Annotated in this window: 21 protein-coding genes; 9 read left to right on the top strand and 12 right to left on the bottom strand. The window is 59.4% G+C overall.

The genetic code is table 11. The features are described 5' to 3' along the window. From JNM42_RS01585 to ppx, 3 genes are read right to left on the bottom strand one after another with little or no spacing between them, the layout of a single operon-like run. The gene (locus JNM42_RS01585; RefSeq protein ID WP_294265126.1) at positions 1 to 816 is read right to left on the bottom strand and encodes an ATP-binding cassette domain-containing protein; all 816 of its coding nucleotides are present in this window, start codon (positions 814 to 816) and stop codon (positions 1 to 3) included. Beyond that, positions 813 to 1928: an ABC transporter permease gene (locus tag JNM42_RS01580; protein WP_294265124.1), complete on the bottom strand. Its 1116-nt coding sequence runs from the start codon at positions 1926 to 1928 to the stop codon at positions 813 to 815. The genes JNM42_RS01585 and JNM42_RS01580 overlap by 4 nt, the downstream gene beginning before the upstream one ends. A gap of 5 nt (positions 1929 to 1933) precedes the next feature. Then, on the bottom strand, positions 1934 to 3487 hold the full coding sequence (gene ppx, locus JNM42_RS01575; protein WP_294265121.1) for an exopolyphosphatase: 1554 nt from the start codon (positions 3485 to 3487) through the stop codon (positions 1934 to 1936). Positions 3488 to 4000: 513 nt separating this feature from the next. Between ppx and JNM42_RS01570 the strand changes: the two genes are divergently transcribed. From JNM42_RS01570 to JNM42_RS01540, 7 genes are all read left to right on the top strand, one after another. Next, a complete protein-coding gene (locus JNM42_RS01570) occupies positions 4001 to 5128 on the top strand; it encodes an MlaE family lipid ABC transporter permease subunit (RefSeq protein WP_294265119.1) in 1128 nt (375 codons plus the stop codon). Position 5129: 1 nt separating this feature from the next. Then, the gene (locus JNM42_RS01565) at positions 5130 to 5996 is read left to right on the top strand and encodes an ATP-binding cassette domain-containing protein (protein ID WP_294265117.1); all 867 of its coding nucleotides are present in this window, start codon (positions 5130 to 5132) and stop codon (positions 5994 to 5996) included. Next, on the top strand, positions 5993 to 6943 hold the full coding sequence (locus JNM42_RS01560; protein ID WP_294265114.1) for an MlaD family protein: 951 nt from the start codon (positions 5993 to 5995) through the stop codon (positions 6941 to 6943). The genes JNM42_RS01565 and JNM42_RS01560 overlap by 4 nt, the downstream gene beginning before the upstream one ends. Further along, positions 6940 to 7626: an ABC-type transport auxiliary lipoprotein family protein gene (locus JNM42_RS01555; RefSeq protein WP_294265110.1), complete on the top strand. Its 687-nt coding sequence runs from the start codon at positions 6940 to 6942 to the stop codon at positions 7624 to 7626. The genes JNM42_RS01560 and JNM42_RS01555 overlap by 4 nt, the downstream gene beginning before the upstream one ends. 119 nt (positions 7627 to 7745) lie before the next feature. Continuing rightward, positions 7746 to 9320: an oleate hydratase gene (locus JNM42_RS01550; RefSeq protein WP_294265107.1), complete on the top strand. Its 1575-nt coding sequence runs from the start codon at positions 7746 to 7748 to the stop codon at positions 9318 to 9320. Beyond that, the gene (locus JNM42_RS01545; protein WP_294265104.1) at positions 9317 to 11908 is read left to right on the top strand and encodes a cation-translocating P-type ATPase; all 2592 of its coding nucleotides are present in this window, start codon (positions 9317 to 9319) and stop codon (positions 11906 to 11908) included. Before JNM42_RS01550 ends, JNM42_RS01545 begins: the two co-directional genes overlap by 4 nt. A gap of 67 nt (positions 11909 to 11975) precedes the next feature. Continuing rightward, entirely contained in the window at positions 11976 to 13052 is a 1077-nt protein-coding gene (locus JNM42_RS01540) for an NADP-dependent oxidoreductase (protein WP_294265101.1), read from the top strand. 101 nt (positions 13053 to 13153) lie between these two features. Here JNM42_RS01540 and cls read toward each other — a convergent pair whose 3' ends face one another. Next, positions 13154 to 14554: a cardiolipin synthase gene (cls, locus tag JNM42_RS01535; protein ID WP_294265099.1), complete on the bottom strand. Its 1401-nt coding sequence runs from the start codon at positions 14552 to 14554 to the stop codon at positions 13154 to 13156. Between the two features lie 93 nt (positions 14555 to 14647). After that, positions 14648 to 14908, bottom strand: coding sequence for a hypothetical protein (locus JNM42_RS01530; RefSeq protein ID WP_294265097.1), 261 nt, complete (start codon positions 14906 to 14908; stop codon positions 14648 to 14650). A 434-nt stretch (positions 14909 to 15342) separates the two neighbouring features. On the opposite strand from JNM42_RS01530, the gene JNM42_RS01525 reads away from it, so the two are divergent. Further along, on the top strand, positions 15343 to 15627 hold the full coding sequence (locus tag JNM42_RS01525) for a hypothetical protein (RefSeq protein ID WP_294265093.1): 285 nt from the start codon (positions 15343 to 15345) through the stop codon (positions 15625 to 15627). A 432-nt stretch (positions 15628 to 16059) separates the two neighbouring features. On the opposite strand, the gene JNM42_RS01520 is transcribed toward JNM42_RS01525, so the two are convergent. From JNM42_RS01520 to JNM42_RS01505, 4 genes are read right to left on the bottom strand one after another with little or no spacing between them, the layout of a single operon-like run. Next, a complete protein-coding gene (locus JNM42_RS01520) occupies positions 16060 to 18051 on the bottom strand; it encodes an AsmA family protein (protein WP_294265091.1) in 1992 nt (663 codons plus the stop codon). Further along, entirely contained in the window at positions 18048 to 19550 is a 1503-nt protein-coding gene (locus JNM42_RS01515) for an efflux transporter outer membrane subunit (RefSeq protein ID WP_294265088.1), read from the bottom strand. The genes JNM42_RS01520 and JNM42_RS01515 overlap by 4 nt, the downstream gene beginning before the upstream one ends. Continuing rightward, a complete protein-coding gene (locus JNM42_RS01510) occupies positions 19547 to 21583 on the bottom strand; it encodes a MacB family efflux pump subunit (RefSeq protein ID WP_294265086.1) in 2037 nt (678 codons plus the stop codon). Before JNM42_RS01510 ends, JNM42_RS01515 begins: the two co-directional genes overlap by 4 nt. After that, positions 21583 to 22896, bottom strand: coding sequence for an efflux RND transporter periplasmic adaptor subunit (locus JNM42_RS01505; protein ID WP_294265085.1), 1314 nt, complete (start codon positions 22894 to 22896; stop codon positions 21583 to 21585). The genes JNM42_RS01510 and JNM42_RS01505 overlap by 1 nt, the downstream gene beginning before the upstream one ends. A gap of 409 nt (positions 22897 to 23305) precedes the next feature. On the opposite strand from JNM42_RS01505, the gene JNM42_RS01500 reads away from it, so the two are divergent. After that, entirely contained in the window at positions 23306 to 23746 is a 441-nt protein-coding gene (locus JNM42_RS01500) for a carboxypeptidase-like regulatory domain-containing protein (RefSeq protein WP_294265081.1), read from the top strand. A 252-nt stretch (positions 23747 to 23998) separates the two neighbouring features. Here JNM42_RS01500 and JNM42_RS01495 read toward each other — a convergent pair whose 3' ends face one another. The 3 genes from JNM42_RS01495 to JNM42_RS01485 form a co-directional block, all read right to left on the bottom strand. Further along, a complete protein-coding gene (locus tag JNM42_RS01495; protein WP_294265078.1) occupies positions 23999 to 24727 on the bottom strand; it encodes a Crp/Fnr family transcriptional regulator in 729 nt (242 codons plus the stop codon). A 21-nt stretch (positions 24728 to 24748) separates the two neighbouring features. Then, complete coding sequence (locus JNM42_RS01490; RefSeq protein ID WP_294265073.1) at positions 24749 to 25582, bottom strand: response regulator; 834 nt, start codon at positions 25580 to 25582, stop codon at positions 24749 to 24751. Then, positions 25576 to 25915 (bottom strand): response regulator (locus tag JNM42_RS01485; protein WP_294265071.1); only part of this gene is annotated, 340 nt, incomplete at its 5' end. The genes JNM42_RS01485 and JNM42_RS01490, both read right to left, overlap by 7 nt.

Here is a 25915-nt window from a genome sequence, read left to right as displayed (position 1 = left end):
TTAAACGAACCCTTTTTGCATGGCCGCCTTTGCGTGCTCGGAACAGAAAAAATTACGGATGAACGGGTGATCGACGGCGAGTACTTCCGCCGGAGTGCCGCAGGCAATGATACGCTGCTCGGCCAGCACTGCCACATGCGTCGCCAGACCCGCCAGGGTATCGAGATCGTGAGTCACCATGACAACGGTGAACCCCAGCTCTTTCTGCAACATCCCGATCAATTTTACAAAATTATCGGCAAGATCAGGATCGAGGCCGGCCGTCGGTTCATCGAGCACCAGCAGTTCCGGCTCCAGCGACAGGGCTCGCGCCAGGGCCACCCGCTTGACCATTCCCCCCGACAATTCGGCAGGCATCAACTGCCCATGACGTGCCTCGAGCTCGACCATGCCGAGTTTTAGACAGACCAGTTCATGGATCATTTCCTTGTCCAGCACGCGTAACTCGCGCAAGGGAAAAGCGATATTGTCGAAGACTGAAAGTGCGGAAAACAAGGCGCCCTGCTGGAAAAGCATACCGAAACGGCGGCGTAGTTTACGGCGTATCAGCGGATCGGCATCAAGCACCGAATGTCCAAACAGCTTGACTGACCCGCTGCTCGGCATGAGCAGGCCGACGATCTCGCGCAACAGCGTCGTCTTGCCGCTGCCGGAACCGCCAACCAGTCCGAGAATCTGCCCGGCTTCGACGTCAAGGTCGATGTCGCTATGAATCACCGTATCGCCAAACCTCGTGCTTACCCCGCGAATCTCGATTATTGGACAATCCGCTGGCGAACTCGGCGAAATGCTGGCCGGGGCATCGATGATTTTCATGCCGGCAGACCCAGATTACGCGTCAATATGGCAAACACGGCATCAACGACAATCACCAAGGTAATCGCCGTGACGACCGCCGTTGTCGTTTTCGATGATAGGCTCTCGGTATTCGGCTTTACCTGAAGACCAAAGTGGCAGGCGATCAGCGCGATCAGCAGACCGAAAAAGAAGCCCTTGCCGATCCCGATCCAGAGATTACCCAACGGAACCGCCTTGGGTAGCGCCTCTATGAAAAAACCATAGGACAGACCCATCTGCAGGTTGGCCGACACCATGCCGCCGATGATGCCTGCCGCCGAACACCAGACGACCAGCAGCGGCATGGCAATCGACAAAGCAGCCACCTTGGGCAGGACCAGACGCACACTGCGCGAAACACCCATCGTCGCCAGCGCATCGATCTCTTCGGTCACCCGCATGACGCCAATCTGCGCCGTCATCGCCGACCCGGATCGTCCAGCCACCAGAACGGCAACAATCACCGGACCCAGTTCACGAATAATGCTGATACCGAGCAAATTGACGATGTAGATATCGGCACCGAATGTTTTGAGTTGGAGTGAGGACAAGTACGAAAGCACGACACCGATCAGGAAACCGACCAGCGCCGTCACCGGCAGCGCCTGCGCTCCGCTCTTGTAGAGATTGGCCGAAAACTCGCGCCACGGAATGTCGCGCGGATGCGAACAAAGATAGGCCACATCGAGCAGCAACTGCCCGATCAATGTGATGATCTGGCGCAGGTTCTTGAACGCTGCCAGAACAAGCCGCCCTAGGGCAAGCACTGCAGCAAGCCGCGATACCTGAGGCTTGCTAGCATCAGCAGGCCGGATGGCCGCCGCCCGCTCGAGGACCGAGCGCTGCTGCGGCAAGGCATTGAGCGAATCGGGCCAGCGTCGGCCCCAGGCCCGCCAGAGAAGAATGGCGCCCACACTGTCGATGCGCGGAATGGCTTGCAAATCCCAGATCGGATGACTTGCCGCCAGCGCCTGCAAGCGCGCTTCAAGCCCGGAAATCGGCGTCGGCAGATGCGCCAGCGTCCAGTCGCCGGAAAGCGTTACATGGAGCCGCCCTGCGCGTTCATCGGTGTCAACCGAGGCGCCAGCCATACCGACTAATCCAGCACGGCCGGTTGGCCCTGGGGCTTGACCCGAAATGCCGAACCAATACGCTTCCAGTTGAGGGCTTCATCGGCCAGTGCCGCAGCACTGAGCGGGTTGGCGAGCAACCAATCGGCGGGAAGTTCAAGCTGAAACCCGCTATCCAGTTGCTTTACCATGACAGGTGGCAGTGGCTCATCATCGCGCGAGCGGTGCAAAAGTGCGGCCAGTCGAAGGCAGAAAACCAGTCGCCAGATCGAGTCAGCGGATGGCGCTGACGGAAGCTTTTCCAGCTTGCCACGTTGCCCGAGCAACAGTTGCGCGAGGCGTTCCTGATCCTTCTTTGAAAATCCGGGCATATCGGCAAAGCTGACGATGTAGGCCCCATGTTTGTGAAAACCACCATGCGCAATCGATATCCCGATTTCATGCAGCGCTACGGCCCAGCGCAGAAAGCGAACATCGCTCTCGTGTTCCGTCGAATCGACGCGGATCAACTGTCCGAGCAAATCAAGCGCAGTCAGGCTGACACGCCCGGCCTGACGGGCATCCACCTGGTAGCGCCGCATGAACTGTTGCACTGTCGCATCACGCATGTCCTGATGATGAAAGCGCCCAAGCAGGTCGTAGAGCACGCCGAGGCGCAAGGCCCCTTCAGAATAGGTCATGCGCTCGATACGCAGTTCGGAGAAGATCGCCGACATGATCGCCAGCCCTCCGGCAAAAACCGGAAGGCGCTCGCTGCTCAGTCCAGCAAGCTTCAGTTCAGCCGCCGAACCGGCGCGAATGATCATCGTGCGCAGCCTGGACAGACCCTCGCGGGTGATGCCACTGAGTCCATCGGGATTCAAGGCGTTGCCTTCGAGCAGATCGGCAATGGCGCGCGCGGTGCCCGAAGAACCGACCGCTTCAGTCCAGCCAAGGCGACGGTAATCCTGGGCGATCGTTTGAATTTCACGCGCGGCCGACACTTCGGCCTCGCTGAAACGCTTCTTATCCACCTTGCCATCCGGGAAGAAGCGCAGTGTATAGCTGACGCAACCCATGAACAGCGACTCCATGGCCAGAGGATCGAGTTTTTTACCGATAATGAATTCGGTCGAGCCACCGCCGATATCGACGACCAGGCGCTTGTGTTTGTCGAGAGGCAGTGTATGTGCGACACCGATGTAAATCAGGCGGGCTTCCTCGCGCCCGCCGATGACTTCGATCGGGAAACCAAGAGCGGCTTCGGCCTGAGGGATAAATGTTCGCGCATTCTTGGCCACGCGCAGGGTATTGGTCGCCACCACACGCACCGCTTCAGGCTGAAAACCGCGCAAACGCTCGCCAAATCGACACAAGGTCTCAAGCGCACGCTGCTGCGCAATTTCATTGAGGTATTTTTCACGGGTCAGCCCGGAAGCCAGACGAACCGGTTCTTTCAAAGTATCGAGCGGATAAATCTGGTCGTCAACAACACGCCCGATCTGCAAACGGAAACTGTTGGAGCCAAGATCAACCGCAGCGATCTGTTCGTAACCCATAGTCTGCTCACCCTGCCATCGATTGTTTTTATCGTCGATCATTTTAACACTGCCAACCGCGCCGCAAGGGCTGCGAGCATTGGTACCAGCATTCAAGCAGGTTCCGCTTTTATTGCGGTCGAGGGCATCGTAGTCATAGGTCGTGGTGATGCCGGAGAGGGTACGGACAGCTCAAATGGCTAGAAGATCGCGATGCGATGGGGCTGAGCCTTTGCCGTATTGCTGAGCCACTTCGTGGTGGAACACACCATCAACCGGACGGTTGAAAGCGTATGGTTTCTGGTCAAGCGTGACTCCTTTTCTCTCAATTGGAAAGGACTGCTGTTTTTCGGACGCCTTTGCAATGGCGAGCGGCGTGGCGGCGTCAGATTTAATGCATTTTGAAGCGATCGTACTGCGACGTAAGATCGCCTCAAGAATTGGAAACAGACTCCAGCGATGGAGTCCACTTCCTTCTGGAGGTTATAGGCAGAAGGCTGGACAGTTTCCGTTGATGAGCTCTGTACGCTGGCGTACATACTGGATGAAACAATTCATCTAGTCTCCAGCTCATCCATGAACACCATTGCGCTGATACCCGCCGCCATCGATCAGCCGACGCCAGAAGAACTGGCCCTGTCGGGGTCATGGACTGCACGCGGGATCGGCACAATCGGAGCACAACTCGACGCGTTATCCGCGCCGGCAAGTATGGTCGTCGACGGCGCACGAATCGAGTCGCTCGATACGGCGGGCGCCTGGGTTCTGCAAAAACTCCTGCGCCGCTTGCGCGGCGAGGGGTCACGCGTAGAAATGCGCGAACTGCGTCCGGAATTTGCCAGGCTGCTTGACGTCGTCGAGCAGCAGGCCGCCGATCAGACCGACACCCCCCCGCTCGCCAGTGCCTCCCGGTCGGGGCTTGAGGGCCTGGGGCGGAATGCTGCAGCGGCTTACGAACAGAGCATGGCGCTGCTCAGTTTTGTCGGGGAATGTGCTCTCGCCTTTGCCGGATGCATCGCGCACCCGGCGCGCTTCAGAGGGCGCCCTATCCTTTTCAACATCCGTAGCGCCGGGCTGGACGCTCTGCCCATCGTCGGCTTGCTGTCATTCCTGCTCGGTATCGTAGTCGCCTATCAGGGCGCCGACCAGCTCAGGCATTACGGCGCCAACATCTTTGTCGCCGATCTCGTTGGCCTGTCCATGCTGCGCGAGTTCGCCCCGCTGATCACCGCCATCATCATCGCCGGGCGCTCGGGATCCGCTTATGCCGCGCAGATTGGCACGATGTCGGTGACCGAGGAGATCGACGCCATGCGCACGCTGGGCATCGCGCCGCTGGATATGCTGGTCTTGCCGAAGATCATCGCGCTGCTGATCGCGCTGCCGCTGTTGACCGTGTTCGCCGACGTGCTCGGTGTGCTGGGCGGCATGATCATGGCGCGCGCGCAGCTCGCAGTCGGCTTCGGCGAGTTTCTTGATCGCTTCGTCAAGGCGGTCAGTATCACTGCCTATCTGATCGGCATTTGCAAGGCACCGGTATTCGCAGCCATCATCGCCGTGATCGGCTGCTTTCAGGGGTTTCGTACCAAAGGCGGGGCCGACAGCGTCGGCCGGCAAACCACGCGCAGCGTCGTTCAATCGACTTTCCTGGTGATCGTTGCCGATGCCCTGTTTTCGGTCGCCTTCAGCGCGCTGGATCTCTGACATGAAAAACGACGCGCCTGCCGATGCCCTAGTGATCGAGATGAGCAAGGTGTCGACACGCTTCGGCGATCATGTCGTGCATACCGACGTCGACCTGGAAGTTCGCCGTGCGGAGATTTTCGCCCTGATCGGCGGCAGCGGCTCCGGCAAATCGACCCTGCTGCGCGAAATGATCCTGCTGCAACGCCCGAACTCCGGCTCGATCCGGGTTCTCGGCGTCGACCTGCAGAAGCTCGGCGATGATGAAGCGGACGGTGAATCCCTGGCGCTGCGCCAGCGCTGGGGGGTGATGTTCCAGCATGGCGGCCTGTTCGGTTCGCTGACGGTGAAAGAAAATGTCGGCCTGCCGTTGCGCGAGCACACCGCTCTTGATGACGTCTTGATCGATGAAATCGCCGCGTGGAAGCTTTCCATGACCGGTCTCAAGCCAGAGGTCGGTGCCCAGTATCCCTCCGAACTCAGTGGCGGCATGATGAAGCGGGCGTCGCTGGCGCGCGCCATGGCACTTGACCCGGAACTGCTGTTTCTCGACGAACCGAGCGCCGGACTCGACCCGGAAAGTGCCGGTGAAGTCGACCAGCTCGTGCTCAAGCTGCGCGACCTGTTCGGCCTGACCATCGTCATGATCACGCACGACCTCGACCTGTTGTGGCAGGTGGCCGACCGTGTCGCCGTCCTCGCCGACGGTAGGATGCAGGGCACCGGCTCGATGCGCGAACTGTCGAAAATGGACAATCCCGCCGTCCGGAAATTCTTCGACGGTCCGCGCGGAAGAGCGGCGCAGGAACAAGAGCAGGATCAGGAAAATCCACAGGGAAAAGTGCAAACCAGCAATGAAATCGGGAGACCATCATCGAAACCAAAGTGAACTATGCGCTCGTTGGCGCGTTCGTACTTGTCCTCGGCGCCGTGCTCGTTGCCGGTGTTCTGTGGCTCGCCTCGGGCGGCGCTTTCCAGAAGAAATACGACTTGTATCTGGCCGTCGAAGACGAGTCGGTCGCCGGACTCAATCTAAACGCGCCGGTCAAATACAACGGGGTTGACGTCGGCAAGGTGCGTTTGATCCAGCTCGATCCAGGTAATCCGGAACGGGTGAACCTGATCTTCGCCATCGAGCGCGGCACGCCAATCAAGGAGGATACCGTAGCAGTGCTGAAAACACAGGGACTGACCGGCATCACCTATGTCGAGCTGAGCGGTGGCGCCCGCGATGCACCGCCGCTCGGCGTCACGGCGGGCAACGAATATCCGCAGATCCGCACCAAACCCTCGCTGAGCGCGCGACTGGAGAATGTGCTGACCTCCGTGCTGACCAAGCTGGACAGCACCTCGGGCAACATCAACGACATTCTCAGCGACGAAAACAAGGCGGCGTTCAAGAGTCTGCTCGCCGACATCGCCACCGTCGCGCATACCATCGCCGCACGCAAGGACACCATCGACGCGGGGCTGGCCAATGCCGGACGCACGCTCGAAAACACATCAAGTGCATCGGCCCAGCTCGGTCCGGTCGTCGATCGTATCGAACGCAGCGCCGAAGCGATCGAGAAAATGGGGAACGAGGTCGCCCGGACAAGTGCCAGCGCCGGAAAGACGGTCAATGCGATCGGTGCCGACGTGAAGCGCTTCACTTCAGAGACACTGCCTGAACTGGAACGCCTGCTCGGCGAACTGAGTGCCCTGTCGATCTCGCTGCGCCGCCTGACCGAGCAAACCGAACGCAATCCCTCGAGTCTCCTGTTCGGTCGCCGACCGGTGCCGGAAGGTCCGGGAGAAGCATCGACAGGCACACCACCAGGACAGAAGAAACCATGATCAGCTTACTCAACGCACGCCCCTGCCGGCTTGCCGCCACCGCGCTATTGCTCATCGTGGCCAGTGCCTGCAGTGCACTGCGGCCACCGGCGACGGAACAACCGTCCTTCTATTCCCTAGATAGCGTCAGACTGGAAGCGAAGGCGTTAACGCCTGCACCGGCAAAGCGGTCAATGGTAGCGCCTACCCTGATTGTCAATCCGACGCATTCCGCATCGGGCTTCAACAGCCAGCGCATCGTCTACGTGCGCGAGGCTCACCAGCTTGAATACTATGCGCACAGCGAATGGGTCGACACGCCGGCGCGCATGCTGGCACCGCTCATCGTCAGTGCGCTGGAAAACAGCGGCGCATTCCGCGCCGTCGTGTCGACACCGAGCGCCGCCGACGGCGATCTGCGGCTCGACAGCGAAATAATACGCCTGCAGCATGAGGTTGGCAGCCCACCCGGCCGCGTGCGTTTCACGCTGCGCGCCTACATGGTCGACAACACCACGCGCCAGGTGCTGGCGTGGCAGGAATTCGACGAGAGTGTTACGGCCACCAGCGAAGATCCCTACGGCGGCGTCGTAGCAGCGAATCGTGCCGTACAGACGGTGCTGGAAAAGCTGGCAGGCTTTTGCGCCGAAGTGGCAGGCAATTGGCAGGCCACTGCATCCCGGCGCAAGGAGTCGGACAACTAAGACTACGAAGTACCCAGTCACCAGATTCACCAAGGAGCATCGGGATTATTTCATGGTGTTACTGGTGAAACCAAACCTCCATTCGCATCTTCACCTGAGTGTTTTAAGGAAAAATCAACATGAGCATGATCACTTCCAAAGCCTATCTCGTCGGAGGCGGCATCGGTTCGCTGGCTGCCGCCGCCTTCATGATCCGTGATGGCAAGCTGCCCGGCGGCCACATCACGATCCTGGAAGCATCACCGCTACTCGGCGGAAGCCTGGACGGTGCCGGAGATGCGGAACGTGGTTATTCATTGCGTGGCGGACGGATGCTGACCACCGACAACTACGAATGCACCTGGGATCTTTTCAAGTCGATTCCCTCACTGAACAACGAGAGCAAGACAGTATTCGACGAAACCGTCGAGTTCAACGAGAAACACCAGGCACATTCGATGGCAAGACTGGTTGACCGTCGACGCGCGCAGGTTCCGGTAACGTCCATGGGCTTCTCGATGCAGGATCGCGTCGAATTGCTGAAACTCAGCACGGCCGATGAAACGGCGCTAGGTGCAAGCCGTATCACGGAATGGTTTTCGCCCGAGTTCTTCGAGACTGAATTCTGGTTTATGTGGTCAACCACCTTTGCTTTCCAGCCGTGGCACAGCGCCGTTGAGTTCAAGCGTTACCTGCTGCGTTTCATGCTCGAATTCTCCCGCATCGAGACGCTGGCGGGCGTCAAGCGAACCATCTACAACCAGTACGACTCGCTGGTCCTTCCCTTGCAGACCTGGCTCAAAGCCCAGGGCGTCCATTTGATTACGGACTGCAAGGTGACAGACCTCGAATACCAGACCGTTGACGACAAATTTGTCGTGACCGGCATCCATTGTCTCGGCCGTGGCAAAAGCATGTTAATTACCGTCAATGACGACGAACTGGTCTTCATGCAAAACGGCTCGATGACCGACGCCTCGAGCCTCGGGTCGATGACCAGTGCGCCGGCCAAGCTGACCAAAACCGATAGTGGCGGCTGGACGCTGTGGGAAAAACTGGCGCATGATCGTCCCGAATTCGGCCATCCCCAGGTCTTCAATAGCTGCATCGCACAGTCCTATTGGGCGTCGTTTACCGTCACCCTGAAGGACACCGCATTCTTCGACCAGATGAGTCAATTCAGCGGAAATTTACCAGGAATCGGCGGCCTGGTAACGTTCAAGGACTCGAACTGGCTGATGTCCATCGTGCTGGCCTTTCAACCCCACTTTCTGAACCAGCCTGACGATGTGCAGGTATTCTGGGGATACTCACTGTTCCCCGACCGGATCGGAAATTTCGTTGCCAAGTCGATGGCCGACTGCAACGGCGCAGAAATCCTGCAGGAGTTGTGCGGCCACCTGCGCTTCGATCCGGAGACGGTTGCAAAAGCCAACTGCATTCCGTGCCGGATGCCCTACATCACCAGCATGTTCATGCCGCGACTGGCTGGTGATCGGCCGCTGCCCGTACCCTATGGATCGAAGAATCTGGCGTTCATCAGCCAGTTCGTCGAAATTCCCGATGATGTCGTCTTTACCGTCGAGTATTCGGTGCGCGCAGCCCAGATGGCAGTCTATGAACTACTGGGTATCGAGCGCGATATTCCGGCGGTAACGCCTCACGCCGAGTCGCTGAAAACGAAGTTTGAAGCCTTGCTCAAGTCCTTCAAGTGACCACTGAATCGAAAACCATTACCGGGCTAAGCGCGGTAGCAGCAGCACAGCGTCTGAAGCAGGACGGTTTCAACGAACTGCCATCACCCGGCAAACGCGGATTCCTGCGCATCCTCTTCGAAGTGGTGCGTCAGCCCATGTTTGCGCTACTGATCGGTGGCGGGATCGTTTATCTGCTCCTGGGAAGTCGAACAGAAGCCTTGCTCCTGCTACTGTTCGCTTCCCTTTCGGTAACGATCACCATCGTTCAGGAATCGCGCAGTGAAAACGTACTGGAAGCACTGCGCAACCTCGCCAGTCCTCGCGCGCTTGTGGTCCGCGACGGCCAGCGGATACTGGTTGCCGGCAGGGAGGTCGTCCGTGACGATCTGATCATTATTGCAGAGGGTGATCGCGTTGCAGCCGACGCGACGCTCGTCTCCGCACAAGATCTGTTGCTCGACGAATCGCTGCTGACCGGCGAATCCCTTCCTGTTCGCAAACAGGCACCGGATTCTTCGCCAATAACGGAAGGACAAGCGACCGCACCCAAGCCCGGCGGTGAAGACCTGCCCCATATCTTTGCCGGAACGCTGGTTGTGCGCGGTTCCGGACAAGCCCTGGTCCACGCCACAGGTATCCGCAGTGAGATGGGCAAGATCGGCCGAGCCCTTGAAAGCATTGAAACAGAACAGCCGCGCCTGAAAATTCAAATCCACGGACTGGTTCGCAACTTCGCCATTATTGGCCTGCTCGCCGGCGGGTTGGTAGTTCTGCTTTACGGGTTGTTACGCGGATCGTGGCTTGAGGCGATGCTTGGCGGTATCGCCATCGGCATGTCGTTGCTGCCTGAAGAATTCCCGCTCGTCCTCGCCGTGTTCATGGCCATGGGGGCGTGGCGCATTTCGCGGGCTCGGGTGCTCACCCGGCGCGCATCGGCCATTGAAACGCTCGGAGCGACGACCGTGTTATGCACCGACAAAACGGGCACGCTGACCGAAAACCGCATGACGCTTGTCGCCATACACAGCGAGGACATGCTCTGGCATCCTAAAGAAAACAAGCCAGCAGATGACAAAATCCGGGAAACGCTGGAAGCGGCCCTGCTTGCCTGCCCACGCGAACCCACCGACCCGATGGATATCGCCATTCACACGCTGGCGCAATCCCAGATCGGGAAAAATGCGGCAAGCTTCCCCAAACACACGCTGATCCGCGCCTATGGCCTCAGACCGGACCTGTTTGCGGTCGCAAACATTCTGTCCGGCGAAGGCAATAACGTGGGCACGGCCTACGCCAAAGGCGCGCTCGAAGCGATCGCTGAACTGTGTCACCTGCCCGCAGATCGACTCCTCAAGATTCGCCAACGGGTCGATGCGCTTGCCGGCGATGGTATTCGTGTGCTCGCGGTAGCCAGGGCCACTGTTCCGAATGCGGCGCAGGAACAGAACCTGCCGGACACACCACGAGGTCTCAATTTCGAGTATGTGGGCCTGATCGGCTTCGCCGATCCCTTGCGTCCCAATGTGCCTGCCGCCGTGGCGGAATGCCGCTCCGCAGGAATCCGCGTGGTGATGATTACCGGTGATTATCCGGAAACGGCCCGCGCCATCGGCAAGCAGGCGGGGATCGACTCGACGGAAGTGCTCTCCGGCGACGAGCTCGAAACCCTGACTGACGATCAACTCGCCCTGCGTGTGAAATCGACGTCGATCTTCGCCCGTATCCGTCCCGAACAGAAACTGCGCATTGTGCAGAGCCTCAAGACCAACGGCGAGATCGTCGCCATGACCGGCGATGGCGTGAACGATGCCCCGGCCATCAAGGCGGCGAACATCGGCATTGCCATGGGTGGGCGCGGCACGGATGTCGCCCGTGAAGCTTCCGCCATCGTGCTGCTCGACGATGATTTCGGCTCGATCGTCAAAACAATCCGACTCGGGCGCCGTATCTACGACAACCTGCGCAAGGCAATCGAGTTCATTGTTGCGGTGCATATCCCGATCGCCGGACTCGCACTGCTTCCCCTTCTACTGGGTCTGCCGCTGATTCTCACGCCGATCCACATCGCCTTCCTGGAAATGGTGATCGATCCGGCATGCTCGATCGTTTTTGAAGCCGAACAGGAGGAAGACGACGTCATGCAACGTCCGCCGCGCGATCCGGCGAGCCCCCTGCTCCTTCCCAAACGGATTCTGTGGGCAGTATTGCAAGGCTTGATTGTTTTTGCCATCCTGGCAGGCGTTTACATTGGTGCGGCACGGATGGATGTACCTGATCCGGATCTGCGCGCTCTGGTGTTCACGGCGCTGATACTCATCAACATCGGGCTCATCCTGGTTAACCGTTCGTTCAAGTCGTCACTCATCCGCGCGTTCATGCGCCCCAACCGCTCGCTGTGGATTCTGGTTGGCAGCATCGGGGCACTTCTCGCATTGGCTTTGTCGTGGCCCCCGGCGCAATCGCTATTTAATTTTGGCCGATTGCACTGGGATGATCTTGCTCTATGCGCGGCAGCAGGTTTACTCAGCCTGTTCCTGCTCGAAGCAATCAAGTCACAGTGGTTTCGTGTTACAGCGAACAGAATCAAGGAAAGCCCGGCCACATAGCCCCGACTAGTCGGTACGATCGACGCTACGGAAAACCTGCCCATACACCTTTTACAGGAGTCCATAAATGGAACATCGCACCCTATCCACTTCCGATGGATCAATAATTACCCCAAGAGAGAACACCGTCAATCACCGGATCGTTCTGAACTCCCGTCCGGTCGGCGCACCGAGCGCGCATAATTTCCTGCTTGAAGAATGCATCGTTCCTGAACCATCGTCCGGCCAGATCCTTCTGCGCACCGTGTATCTTTCGCTCGACCCGTATATGCGCGGTCGCATGAGCGACGCCCCCTCGTATGCCGCACCAGTGGCCGTGGGTGAGGTGATGGTCGGCGGCACCCTCTCGCGCGTGGAAGCCTCCCGGCATCCTGATTACCAGCCAGGTGATCTGGTGCGCAGTTTCAGCGGCTGGCAGAGCTATGCTCTTTCGGACGGCACGGGCCTGATCAAACTCGATCCCGACATGAGACACCACTCGCTCGCCCTTGGCGTTCTGGGCATGCCTGGCTTCACGGCCTACATGGGGCTGCTCGACATCGGCCAACCGAAAGAGGGCGAAACCGTTGTCGTTGCCGCAGCCAGCGGCGCCGTCGGTTCGGTGGTTGGACAGATCGCCAAAATCAAGGGGTGCCGCGCAGTCGGTATCGCTGGTGGTCCAGACAAGTGCCGCTATGTGGTCGACGAATTGGGTTTCGATGCCTGCATAGACCACCGCAGCATCGATTTTCCGCAACAATTGGCGGCGGCCTGCCCGAAAGGTATCGACGTCTACTTCGAAAGTGTCGGCGGTGCAGTCTTCGATGCCGTCCTGCCCCTGCTCAACGCCCGTGCTCGCGTTCCACTGTGCGGCCTGATCGCCCATTACAACGACACCGCTTTACCGCAAGGTCCGGATCGTCTGGGGCTCCTGACCCGGACGCTGCTCACCAAGCGCATCAAGATGCAGGGCTTCATCATTTTCGACGACTACGGTGATCGCTTCGGTGAATTCCTGAAGCAGATGAACATCTGGCTCAAGGAGGACAGGATCAAGATACGGGAGCACATCATCGAAGGCCTCGAGAACGCTCCGCAAGCTTTCATCGGCCTGCTCCAGGGCAAGAACTTTGGCAAATTGCTCGTTCATGTCGGTCATGACTGACCGGGTTTTCCGGTCAGGCACACCGACGGATCCATATCAAACTTGGCGTGCTGTCCCCGGTGGCTCGGTGGTTTGACCCTGACAGCGATAACGACATTGTGCTACAGCCAGCGCTGCAACAGACTGGCTCCCCATTCCTTGATACGCAGCAGTGGAGATCGCTGTTCCCAACTCTCCGGATCGATGGCCTCGGAAGCTTCGAGGTCAGTGGCAAACATGGCCTGCATTTTCTCGGCGAAATCACGCCCCAGGATCACCGCGTTGATCTCGTCGTTGTCGAGAAAACTGCGCCAGTCGAGGTTGGTCGAGCCGACGCAGGACCAGACACCGTCGATGAATGCGGTCTTCGAATGCAACAGCGCCCCGCGTCGCTCGTAGATCCTGACTCCGGCTTTCAGCAGCGCGGAATAGTGTGAGCGGCCCGCATGAAACACCACGTCGGAGTCGGAATGACCGGGCAGGATCAACTTCACGTCGACACCGCGCCCCGCGGCATCGATCAGGGATTTCAGCAGTTGCGGATCGGGGACAAAGTAGGCATTGGTCAGGCTCACCTGCTTTTCGGCGTTGCCGATGGCCGAGATCAGTGTCAGGTAGATCAAGCTGTAGGGGTCGTCGGGAGTGCTGCCGATAGCACGCACGATGTCTTTCCCCTGCACTTCCAGTACCGGAAAATAGGCTTTCGCGGCCAGCGTCCTGCCCTTCTGCTTTTCCCATGTCTCGATGAAAAGCTTCTGCAACTCGGCGACTACCGGACCTTCGATCTGCAGATCGGTATCGCGCCAGGCCACCGTGTTTTCCGCCACTTTCACCGTCACTTTTCTGTTCCGCCTGAGGCTCGACCCCGAAGAATAAACACTGCTGATATTGATGCCGCCGATGAACGCAATCCGCCCGTCGACCACCAGCAACTTGCGGTGGTCGCGGTTATTGATCAGCCATTCCTTTTTTGCTGCCAGCGGATTGACCGGATTGAATTCAAGAACCTCGATCCCGCCCGCGCTCAGACGCTCGAAGAAGGTCTTCGGTGTATTGAATGCACCAACGCTGTCATAGATCAGGTTGACCTGAACTCCCCTGCCCTGCATTTCCAGAAGCAAGTCGGCAAACTGGTGTCCAATTTCGTCGTCTTCAATGATGTAGGATTCGAGATTGATATGATTCCGGGCTTTGCGGATGGCAGCAAACATCGCCGAGTAGGTCGCCTTGCCGTCCTGCAGCAGGGTGACCTTGTTGCCCAGGATCAAGGGGCTGCCGACAATCGCCTGTTCCAGCACAATCTGCTTTTCAAGAATATCGATGTCGCCGGATTTGCTTTTGAGCTCGGCGAGGATAGCGGCGCTTTTCTGCGTGGTCAGCGGACCCCTGGCATTTTCAAAGCGGGCCGCCTGCCCGCTGTGCCGCTCTATGAGGGCATCGGTATCAGGCAAGGTCGCGCAACCGTCCGCAGCGAGCAGGCAAGATACAGCCACGGCAAGCAGCTTGGTCAATCGAATTACCATGCGCTGTCTCCGTCGCTAGAGCAGGAGCCGGAACACGGGCAGCAAGCGTGATGCCTGCTCCGCAGAGCGTCCCGGCCCCCTTCCTGAATGAAATCAGCGTGCGGGAGGCGATGGCGGAACGACAATCACCGTGTCGCCGCTGGCTTTTCCTTTTTCACCCGTAGCTCCGGTATTTCCTGCACTCCCGGTTGCGCCAGTCGATCCGGTGGTTCCTGTAGAACCTGTGGCCCCAGTCGGTCCGGCGGGTCCGGGAACGGGGACGGTAACCACGGTGGGCATTGCCGGAGTCGATTTGTCGCAAGCGCCCAGGGACAGAGCGATCAGTACGGATGAAAACACTATTGAATATTTCATGGGAATTCCTTTCCAAAGATTGACAAAATCCACTCACCCGAAATGGTTGGCGGCCGTCTGAAGTTACGTTTTGAATCTACGCTCTATTTACCTTCGCTTCTGTGCGCCAGCGTACAGATTTCAGCAAGGATTCAGAGCAACATGCAACTGGACTCGCCACTTCTTCCCATCCTCTGAAGTCGATTGGCTGGTCGCGGCCCTCGGAGCATTCCCATGCCCGAGGGCCTGTTTTTTGGCCGGCGTAAGCGAATCATCTACTTGTGATGCATCGATCCAGGCGACGGCAGATCAATATCTTCTCCAATGTACGCTATCGCACAGACCTCATTTTTCCGAAGGGCTATTGTGGTCATACATGGAGAAGGAACATGAATCGATAACACCCGTTTCGTGGTTTCTCTAGACCCTTTTTTCAACAGCAAGGAGCACATACCATGACAAAAAGAGACGCCTATGTGGCAAAAATGAAACTTCAACTCGACGAGCTGAACGTAAAGATCAGCGAGTTGGAAGCCAAGGCGCAGGAAGCGAAAGAAGATGCGCGTGCCAAATACAAGGAAGAAATGACCAAACTGCGGCATCAATCCAAACTCGCAGTCGCCAAACTCGATGAACTGAAGGCCGCCGGCGAAGATACTTGGGAAACCATGGTCGGCGAAATGGAAAAAGTGCGCGATGCCTTTATCCATTCCTTCAATTACTTCAAGTCCCAGCTTTAAGCCGGGCTTTCCTGTCTGCGGGCCGGTTGACGCAGGCAGGAATTGCAAGTGCCTGCAAGCGGCCTGAAAACTCAAGGCCGGCAGGCGCTTTTGCATTTTCTGTTGAAAATGTGGCCAGGATTGGCCTCGTGAAGAAATCATTACAGCCTGATTTCCACGCTCGTCACCCAGGCAAAAGCCGGGGTCCAGTTCGTTTATCTGATTGGTTTAATGGATTTCAGAAGAAGGTAATGGATTCCGGAGTTCGCCGGAATGAGCGCGAAGCCAGGCCTCGGGCCACGACTTGGGAGATGTTTATCCATCAATTCACAGCTTCTGGGACCCAAATGGAGCAAGAATCGCAGCTTGCTCCCCTCGCCAATCCTCGGCAATACTCCACGCATCACATACACAGCTAGCTTCTCAAGATGGCTCATTGGAATACATGCCGCTTCATCTTGCGGGTATAACACCTGACCGCTGCTTCTGCTGTTGTCGCGGCAGAGCCTGTGCATCCCGGATCAGTTGCCGGCAATCGCTGTCTTCACCTGGACCAGGGTCAATCAATGGGATCAACACCAGCAGCGGATTGACCATGGCCAGCGCAATGGCGCCGAACACACGCGCGGCGACCGGCCCTTTGTCGATTCCGATATCCGGCCTGGCAAAGCTGCCGCGGATGTAAATCGGGCTACGCAAGGCCAGTGGGCTGGTGTTCTTGGTTTTCTGAAGGAGTTTCAAATCCAGCGTTTCCTGCCCGAGATCAATGCTGCCGCTACCGATCAGGGTCGTCACCTCGGTGTCGAAAATGAGCGCATCGGCGATCATTTTGCCATCCCTGACATCAAAGTCGGCTACTCCGCAACGCACCTTGACCAGCCGGTCGCCGGTCATTTTCAGCCCAAGAATTTCCCAGAGATGCAGACCGGCTTTTTCCATCATCAACTGACTGATTTCGCCCCGTTTGATAACCAGTCCGACCTTGCCGTTTGACGTCGCCAGCATGCGTCCAACCGAGTTACCGTTTCCGGTCAGATCGAACTCGCCGTTGATCTGGCCGATGCTGGTTTTGCTCAGTTCGACCTTCGGAAAAAGCTTGGCAATGAGAATTTTTCTCGCCTTGATTTTGGCCTGCGCTTGAATCGAATCCTTCCGCCCATCGAGCGATATGACGCCGCTGAGGTGGCCGCCAGCGACGCCGAAATCGAGCGGATCGAGCGTCAGCACCGAATCGCGCAAACTCAGATGGGTCACCAGGTCTTCCAGCGGCAGATCATCGGCGCGAATGCTTCCGGCCTTCAGGGTGACCTCCGCGTCGATGCTGTCCCATTGCCCGGTCTTGAACGGCTTGGACGGCAGCACGCGGGCGGTCGCAGGTGTCGGAGTAACGTTTGACGAAGGTTCTGGAGCCGCCTCTCTGGCCGCTTCGAGGCTACCGGGCCGGGAACCGATCAAGGGGCCAAGATCGGCCAGATCGAGCTGCCTGGAAACCAGATCGGCCTCTATCGCCGTGCGTTTTCCGCCGCTATCGACCTGGAATGTCCCGGCGATATCGCTGCCCCCGATGCGCCCCGAAAATTTCTCGTACCGCCACGTTGTTCCACCATGAACAATTTGCCCTTCGGTCACGTAAGCGCGTGTTTCCGGAAAGGCGATGCCGAGCAAGGGGAAAAGTTGCGCCAGGCTGTCGCCGCGCAGCGCAAGGTGCATGTCCATCGCGGTAAATTTCACCAGGCTGGTAATGGTGCCATTGGCCTTGACGAAAGTGCGGCCCACAGCAAGCTCGATTTGCAGCGGATAAGGCGTGCTTTCGTCACGCAGGGCCAGTATGGGCCCACCCTTGCCGTGCGCCTTGAGCGGCATGCCCTTGTATTGCCCGTGTGCGGTAAAGGACAGCCCATCTGCGTCGGGCTGTGGGCCTGTCGAGCTATCCAGCGTCGACAGTTCGGCGCGGATGCGTGTCTTCTGACCGGCATCGTCATAGCCGAGCGTTCCATGATCGATGGCCAGGCGGGAAATCAGGATGCGTGCTGCCTCATCCTGCTGGTTGACATCCAGCAACCAGTTCTTTCGAGCTTCGCTGCCTTGCTCGAGAAAGATCGTTCCACGCGCAAGCCTGACCTCGGGAAATACGATCTTCAACTGGAGCAGTTGCGCCAAATCAATTGTGATGTCCACCGCGTCGGCAGTGACCATCTGCTTTTCCCTGGCCCAGCCGGGGTTGGCGAAGGTCACTGAACTGGCATGCAGGCGGGGATGCGGCCAGCCGAACCTGAGCTCAAGATCGCCACCAATGACCAGTTCGCGCCCGGTTTTATCCAGGACCATGCGCTCGATCGGCCCGCGCAGCCAGTTCCAGCCGACAGTTCCGATAACAACAGCCGCCAGCACAAGTGCTGCCAGAACAACTGCGGCGATCCATTTGAGCGAACGAAATACGGTCATCGCGATCTCCAGTTAGGCACAGCGTCCTGCGCTGTCTCGTTTATTTTCCAGCCACCGCCGAGCGCCTTGAACAGGCTGATCGAGGCTTGCAGACGTGACAGGCGGATTTGTGCAAGCTGATCCTCGGCCTGGAACAGCGTGCGCTGCGCGAGCAGTACGAACAACAAATCGTCGACACCTTCACGATAGCGGATTTCTGCCAGCCTGAGGGCCAGTCGCGCCTGAACCAGTATCTGTTCCTGCAGCAACTCCTGATCTGCCGTAAGACTGTTCGCGGCGAGCGCGCTTTCGACATCCGCCAGTGCGGCGAGGATGGCCTTCCGGTAATTTTCGACCAGCTCGCGCTCGTGCGATGTGGCCACATCGACCTGGGCGCGCAGGCTGCCGGCATCGAAAACTGTCTGCACCAGCGACGCGCCGAGCGCCAGTGCGGCCGTGGGTGCATTCAGGAAATTGAGCAGCACCTTGCTCGCCAGCCCCGCCGATCCGGTGAGCTGGATTGCGGGTAACAGAGCCGCCCTGGCTACTGTGACATTGGCATGGGCGGCGGCAAGCTGTGCTTCGGCACTTGCAAGATCGGGGCGACGGGTCAGCAGATCGGCGGGAAGGCCGGGCGCGACGCGCGGAACGGCCAGATCGGATAAAGTTGCAGTAACGCTCGCAGCGCTTGTGTCAACACCATAATTGACGCCCACAGTGAAGCCCTCGGGCGGCCTGCCGAGCAGTAAGGCGAGCGCAAACAGCGTTTGTCGCTCCTGCAGTTCGAGCGGCGGAATGGTGGCGCGTTGCGCGAGCACGGCCGTCCGCTGGCCGGCCAGGTCGAGCGCGGAAGCCGCGCCGTTGCGCACGCGGGAATCGACCACGGCCAGGACACGATCGGCAATGACCAGGTTTTCGCGCGCGATGACCAGGCGGGAGCGCAGCGAAAGCACCTGGAAATAGGCGCTGGCCACACCCGCCACCAGCGTCAGGCGCACGCTTTCGAAGTCGAAGCGGCTGGCACTCAGCGTAGATTCGGCCGAGCTCACTCCGGCGGCATTCCTTCCCCACAGATCGAGTTCATAACTGGCAGTGAAGGTGGCGCTTGACACATCATTGGTGACCCAAGGAGCGCCGTCCGGGCGGATTCTGCCACGCGCGCTGCCCATCCCGACGCTCAGCTCCGGAAATAGCGAGGCGCCGGCAATCCGCACTTGAGCTTCCGCTTGGTGTACGCGCTCGCCGGCGATCGCCAGGTCCGGATTGGCACTCAGGGCGGCGGCGATCAGTGCCGACAATTCCTTCGAGTTGAAGTTGCGCCACCACCCGGGTGCGCTTACCGCCGCGTCGGCGTCGGAGAACGCCGGCTCGACCCAGGCTGTCGGCATGTCGGAGGCGATTTCCGGTACCAGAGGCACGGTGTTGGCGATGGAACAGGCGGCAAGCACCAGCACGGCGGGCAGCATGGCACAAGCGAACTTGCCGCGGCGCCCTTGTGCGGGTCCGTGGTCGGGCATCATGTTGCCAGGGCAATGATCGGATCGACCCGCGCCGCCTTGCGCGCCGGCATGTAACCGAAAACGATTCCGGTTGCCATGGCGCAGCCAAAGGCCAGCAAAACCGGGCCGATCGAATACCTGACCGGTGTTCCGAACCAGCCGACCAGTGCTGCAGCGCCAAGCCCGAGTGCGACACCGATCACCCCGCCGAGCAATGAGACGACCAGTGCCTCGGTCATGAACTGCTGCAGGATGTTGCGCGTGCGCGCCCCGGTCGCCATGCGGATGCCGATCTCGCGCGTACGCTCGGTGACGCTCACCAGCATGATGTTCATCACGCCGATGCCGCCGACCAACAGCGAGATCGCGGCAACCGAGCCAAGCAGCACGGTCAGCGTGTTCTGGGTATCGGTTGCCGTGTCGAGGATCGACGACATATTGCGAATCTGGAAGTCGGCGCTCTGATGGCGCGACTTGAGCAGCGCCGTGACAGTTGCCTGCGTTTCGTCGATGCGCGTGACATCGTCGACCGCCACCGTGACATTGCGCAGGAAGCGCTGACCGAACAGGCGCAGGCCACCGGTGGTCAGCGGCACCATCACCACGTCATCCTGATCCTGCCCCTGCGGCGACGCCCCGCGCGCCGCCATCAGGCCGATCACCTGAAACAGCACGTTGTTGAGGACGACGTACTGGCCGATCGGATCCGAACCCTCGGCAAACAGCTTGTCGGCAACCGTCTGCCCGAGCACCGCGACCGCCGTATAGCTTTTTACGTCTTCGCTTGAAAAGAAAACGCCCTTGCTGACCGGCCAGTTGCGCGCCACCGGAAAGGTCGCCGCCGTCCCGGTGGCCTGCGTCTGGTAGTCTGAATTGCCGACACGCACGGTGACACTGCCGCCGAGCTCGGGAACGGCGGCAAGCACATTGGGCAGCGCAGCAATCATCTCGGCATCCTCCGGCACCAGCGAGGCGACGGCGCCGCCAACGCCGCGGCGATCCGGTGGCCCCGGGCGGATCAGCAGCAGATTGGTCCCCATCGCGCTGATGCGATCGAGAACGAGTTGCTTCGCACCGTCGCCAATGGCCAGCATGGCGATCACCGAACCGACGCCGATGACGATGCCAAGCAGCGTCAACACCGTGCGGAAAAGGTTGGCGCGCAGCGCGCGAACCGCGGTTTTCGCCGCCTCCAGCGCGCCGCCGAGCAGCGAGGCGCCGCCTTCCTCTGCGCCCTGCACCGGCTCGGGCAGCATCTGCCGCGCTGCGGAGCCGGAAGCCGGGACCGACGGAGTCGTTGGCGGGGAGGATGGAGCACTGACACCGGAGTCGCTGACGATACGCCCGTCGCTGATCTCGATCGTGCGCTGCGCCTGCGCCGCAATGTCGGGGGCGTGGGTGATCAGAATCACGGTGTGTCCGCGCTGCGACAGGTCCTGCAGCAGCGCCATCACTTCGATTCCGCTCTGCTTGTCGAGGGCACCGGTCGGTTCGTCGGCGAGGACGATGCGCCCGCCGTTGATCAACGCGCGGGCGATCGAAACGCGCTGCTGCTGGCCGCCGGAGAGCTGGCTCGGGCGATGTGCCAGGCGCTCGCCAAGTCCGAGCGAGGTGAGCAGTTCCCGCGCCCGCGCATCGCGGTCGGCCGGCGTCATCCCCGAGTAGACGGCAGGGACCTCGACATTTTCGAGTGCCGACGCGGTGCCGATCAGGTTGTAGCTCTGGAAAACAAAGCCAAAATCCTCGCGCCGCAGTCTCGCCAGTTCGTCGCGGCCGAAAGCGGAAACGTCCTCGCACTTGAAGTGGTAGCTGCCGCTCGTCGGCCGGTCGAGGCAACCGAGGATATTCATCAGCGTCGTCTTGCCCGAACCCGAGGCGCCGATGATCGCCAGAAACTCGCCCTGGTAGATCTTCAGGCTGACCCCGTGCAGCACTTCGACATCGAGTTCGCCGCTGCGATAGGTCTTGCTGACATCAACCAGCTCGATCAGCGCTCTGCCCGCCGTCTGGCTGGCCGGTCGGCCCGCAGCACGCAAGGGAAGCGCAGAGCCCACTAGCGGCCGCCCTTCTGAGCGGTGGGCGCCAGCGCACTGGACGGCTTCGACTGATCCTCGGCTGCCGGTGAGCGGCTGCCGATCACCACCTTCTCGCCCGGCTCCAGCCCGGAGATAATCTGCGCCGAAATGCGGTTCATCACGCCGACTTTCACCTCGCGCCCGGTGACCTTGCCGCCGGCGTCGAGCACATTGACCAGCGCCTTGCCGCCTGCGTACTGGCCGCGCGGATCGAGGCCCGAAGCCTTGCGCCCGCCGCCGGCTCGTGGCGTCTGACCGCTCGCTGCCAGCGGGCCCAGCGCAGCGACCGGCACCAGCACGGCGTCCCTGGCGCTCGCCGCAACGAAGAAAACCTGTGCCGTCATCTGCGTCATCAGCGCCTGGTCCGGATTTTCGACGTCGAACAGGGCATCGTAGAGCACCACATTGTTGACCACTGTCGGCGTCGGCGGAATCTGGCGCAACTTGCCGTAGTGGCGACGGCTATTGCCACCTAGCGTCGTGAAGTAAACGTCCATGCCGATAACCAGCTTGGACACGTCGGCCTCCGAGACTTGAGCCTGTACCGTCATCGTCGCCAGATCGGCGATGCGCATGACGATCGGTGCCTGCTGGTTGGCATTAAGCGTCTGCCCCTGTTTGGCTGTCTGCGAAACGACGGTTCCGGCAATCGGCGAGTAGATCCTGGTGTAGCCCAGATTCGCTTCGTCACCGCGCAAGATCGATCCGGTCTGCTTGATCTGGGCACGGATGGCATCGGTCTGCGCCAGCGCGGATTGATGCGTCGCTGCGGCACTCTGCAAGGCGTCGGTGGTGGTTGCATTTTCGCGGTCGAGATTTTTTTGCCGGGTTAACTGCAGGCGGGCAAGAACAAGCTGCGCCTGGCGGTCAGCGAGTTGCGCCTCCTGGTTGAGCAACAGGGCGTGATCGCCGTCGACCCTGGACTGATACACCGAAGGGTCAATCTCGGCGAGGAGTTGCCCGGCGGTGACGACGGTACCGACATCCACCAGCAGCTTTTTCAGTTGCCCGGAAACTTGCGTGCCGACGTCGACATAGTCCTTGGGCTGTAGCGTCCCGGTCGCGGTGATCGTATCCTCAAGATCACCCCGCTGCGCCAGCGTTGTGATCAGGCTGTCGGCCGGGTTGTCCTGACCGAATCCTGCCCACCAGGCATAGTACGCGCCACCGGCCAACATAACACAGGCGGCTGCCAGGAGTATCCAGCGGGTAGCCCGCGGCATGCGTGCGCGCAAGCGGCCCAGCCAGCCCGACCCTTCATCCTTCACATCCACAGGAGTCTTGATGTCCAAGATGATTGCTTTCCATGAGTCAGGATTTATTTGTGGCCGAGGGCAGGAGCATGGCCCTGCAGGAGCAGGAAATATTGGTCCCGAGGACGCCCGACCGCCCGTTACAGAGGCCATCATCCCCTTTTGCGCCGACAGGCTCTGTGCGATGGCGCACGTTGGGAAAAGAACACGCGGAAAGTTATTCTTCCCGCTATAAAACTCGTCGGGTTTTGCCGCGAAGAAAATCCACCTGGGGGACACTGCGCTCACCCGAGCTACAGAATCTGCAAAATCGGTTCGCCCTGAAATTTATCGACGGGTGTGCGCCAGCGCACAGATGGCGTTCCTCGGATGAGGATAATTACTCCACCAATGGCTTGAATCACTCCGCGCAGCATGGGCCATCAAATTGTTATTGGAGTATCGACACATGAAACCGAATCCTGGCATGAAGAGCAAATTACTTTCGTATGGCTGTGCCGCCATTTTGCTTGGCTCAGCATCGTTCCTTGCGCTCGCCGCCGACAACAAGGAAACAATCGCTCAAACCCCCGGAGGCATATCCTATGTCTCCGGCGGTGTCGGAGACGAGTCGATCGACAGGCTAAATATGATGGCCAGTGAATTCAATCTAAAACTGGTGTTCGCCATGAAGTCTGGCAACTACGTGAGCGACGTCAGAGTCGTAATCATTGACGCGAAAGGCAAAACCATTCTGGATACTACCAGCGCAGGGCCGTGGCTCCTAACCCGCTTGCCCGCAGGCAATTACCAGATCGTCGCCAGCTTCGCCGGCAAGGCGGAAAAACGCCAGGTTGCCGTCGGCGCGACAAAGCTCAGTACAATCGACTTTCGCTGGGCAGCCGAGTAAGGGTGTGAAACGCAGCGCCTGGCCAGCCGGGTGAATCTGTTCTATAAACCCATCGTGGCCCGAGGCCAGGCTTTGCGCTCATTCCGGCGTAGGCCGGAATCCAGATTCGTTCATCTGATCAGAATGTTAGTAAAACTGTCTTGATTTACGAACTGGATTCCGGGTCAAGCCCGGAATGAGCGCGAAGCCTGGCCTCGGGCCACGGTGTTTGCGCCAGCCGTCACTGCGCCGGAGGCGCTTGGCAGGCGGCAGTCAAATGCCCTGGCGATACTGCACATCGGAGAGCAGGCGGTTCATTTCTTTCCTGACCACGGCGTAGCACTCGCAGGCGCGGGTCTCCAGCCCCGATCGGTCAAGAACGGCAATGTGGCCGCGCCGGTAACTGATACAGCCGGCGCGCTGCAGCTTCCCGGCCGCCTCGGTAACCCCTTCCCGGCGCACACCGAGCATGCTGGCGACCAGCTCCTGGGTCATGATCAACTCGTTCGTCGGCAGGCGATCCAGCGTCAGCAGTAGCCAGCGGCACAGTTGCTGCTCCAGCGTATGGTGCCGATTGCACACCGCCGTCTGCGCCATCTGCGTCAGCAAGGCCTGCGTGTAACGCAGCAGCAGGCGCTGCAGCAGGCCGGCGCGATTGAACTCCTGCAACAGTTTGTGCCGCTCCAGCCGGTAGGCGTGGCCTGCGGTTTGCACCACGGCCGAGCTCGACGTGGTGTCCCCGCCCATGAACAGCGAAACGCCGACAACACCTTCACTACCGACACCGGCGGTTTCGGCCGACGCGCCCGACTCGGTGACATAGTGCAACGAGACGATGCAGCTCGTCGGGAAATAGGCGTGCTGCAACTGACTGCCGGGTTCGTAAAGCATCTGCCCGAGCGGCATCAGAACCAGTTCCAGTTGTGCCGCCAGTGGCTCGAATTCAGCCGTCGGCAAGGCGGCGAGAAGATGATTTTGATTAGGACTAGGAGCGATTGACATGACTAAACATCCACACTGAGTTCAATGCTTGCCGGAGAGTTCGAAGCCGATCCCGCGGTAACCGAGGAAGCGGCAGGACTGGTTGAACATGGGCTCCCCGCTGACCTGAAATTTCTGCTGCGTGCCATCGGCATTGACGCGGGTGAACACAAAGTCGAGAAACGGTTGCCGGGCGGCAATGGTCGCCTGCAGCAAGTCACGCTCCTCCTTGTTCCAGCCGGCCAATTGTGTATCGACTGCATCTCCGGCATCTCCGCTCAGGTTGTCGACGCGGATTCCAAGCATCTCCAGTACCGGGCCGGAAACCTTGGTGAACTGCATGTTCTCGTCTTGCTCCCAGTACCAGTCGGAGGCCAGTTCGGTCAGACTGCGATAACGTGCTTCGCTTTCGCGCAGTTCGGCGGTCCGTTCCTGCACGGTCTGTTCCAGCTCCCTGCTGTAATTTTCGAGTTTCCTGTACAGCAAGCGAACTTCCAGCAGGTTGCGGATACGCGTCTTGACTTCAAGCAGGTCGAAGGGCTTGCTGATGAAATCGCGGGCGCCGGCCTGCAGCGCACGCAGCTTGTGGCCGGGCTGGGCGGTGATCACCAGAACCGGAAGAAAACTGTCCGCTTCGTTGGTCTTCAGGCCTTCCATCACCTGGAAACCATCCATGCCGGGCATCTGCAGGTCGAGCAGGATCAGGTCATAGTGGTGTTTTCGATGCAGAGCGCAGACCTCGTGCGGATCCTTGGTCGAGGTGACAAAAGTGTAGTCGGCTTCGATCAGCATTTGTTCTAGCAAATTGATATTGGATTCCTGGTCGTCAACAATCAGGATACTGGCGCTGAGGATTTCGGATTCAGTGATCAACATGCGGGCTCCTTGTTGGCTGCGTTGTTACGCTCTGTTGTTGCAAATTGCAGGGCCACATCCAGCGTGGACATGAACTCCGCAACCTTGATCGGTTTGGTGAGATATCTGAAGAATCCGGCTTCCAGTCCCTTTTCGATATCGCGCGGTATGGCATTGGCACTCAGTGCGATCACCGGGATGTGGGCAGTGGCCGGGTCTTCAGCCAGTATTTTAAGCGCCTGGAGACCGTTGATGCCAGGCAGGTTGATGTCCATCAGGATCACATCCGGCACGGTGTCGCGCGCAATCTTGATGCCCCGGTAGCCGTCCGCTGCGCTCAGCAGGCGAATATCG

Source organism: Propionivibrio sp., from assembly GCF_016790145.1.
Lineage (GTDB): Bacteria > Pseudomonadota > Gammaproteobacteria > Burkholderiales > Rhodocyclaceae > Propionivibrio.
Note: the sequence above shows the minus strand (reverse complement) of the source record. Positions and strands in the feature narration are given on the sequence as shown.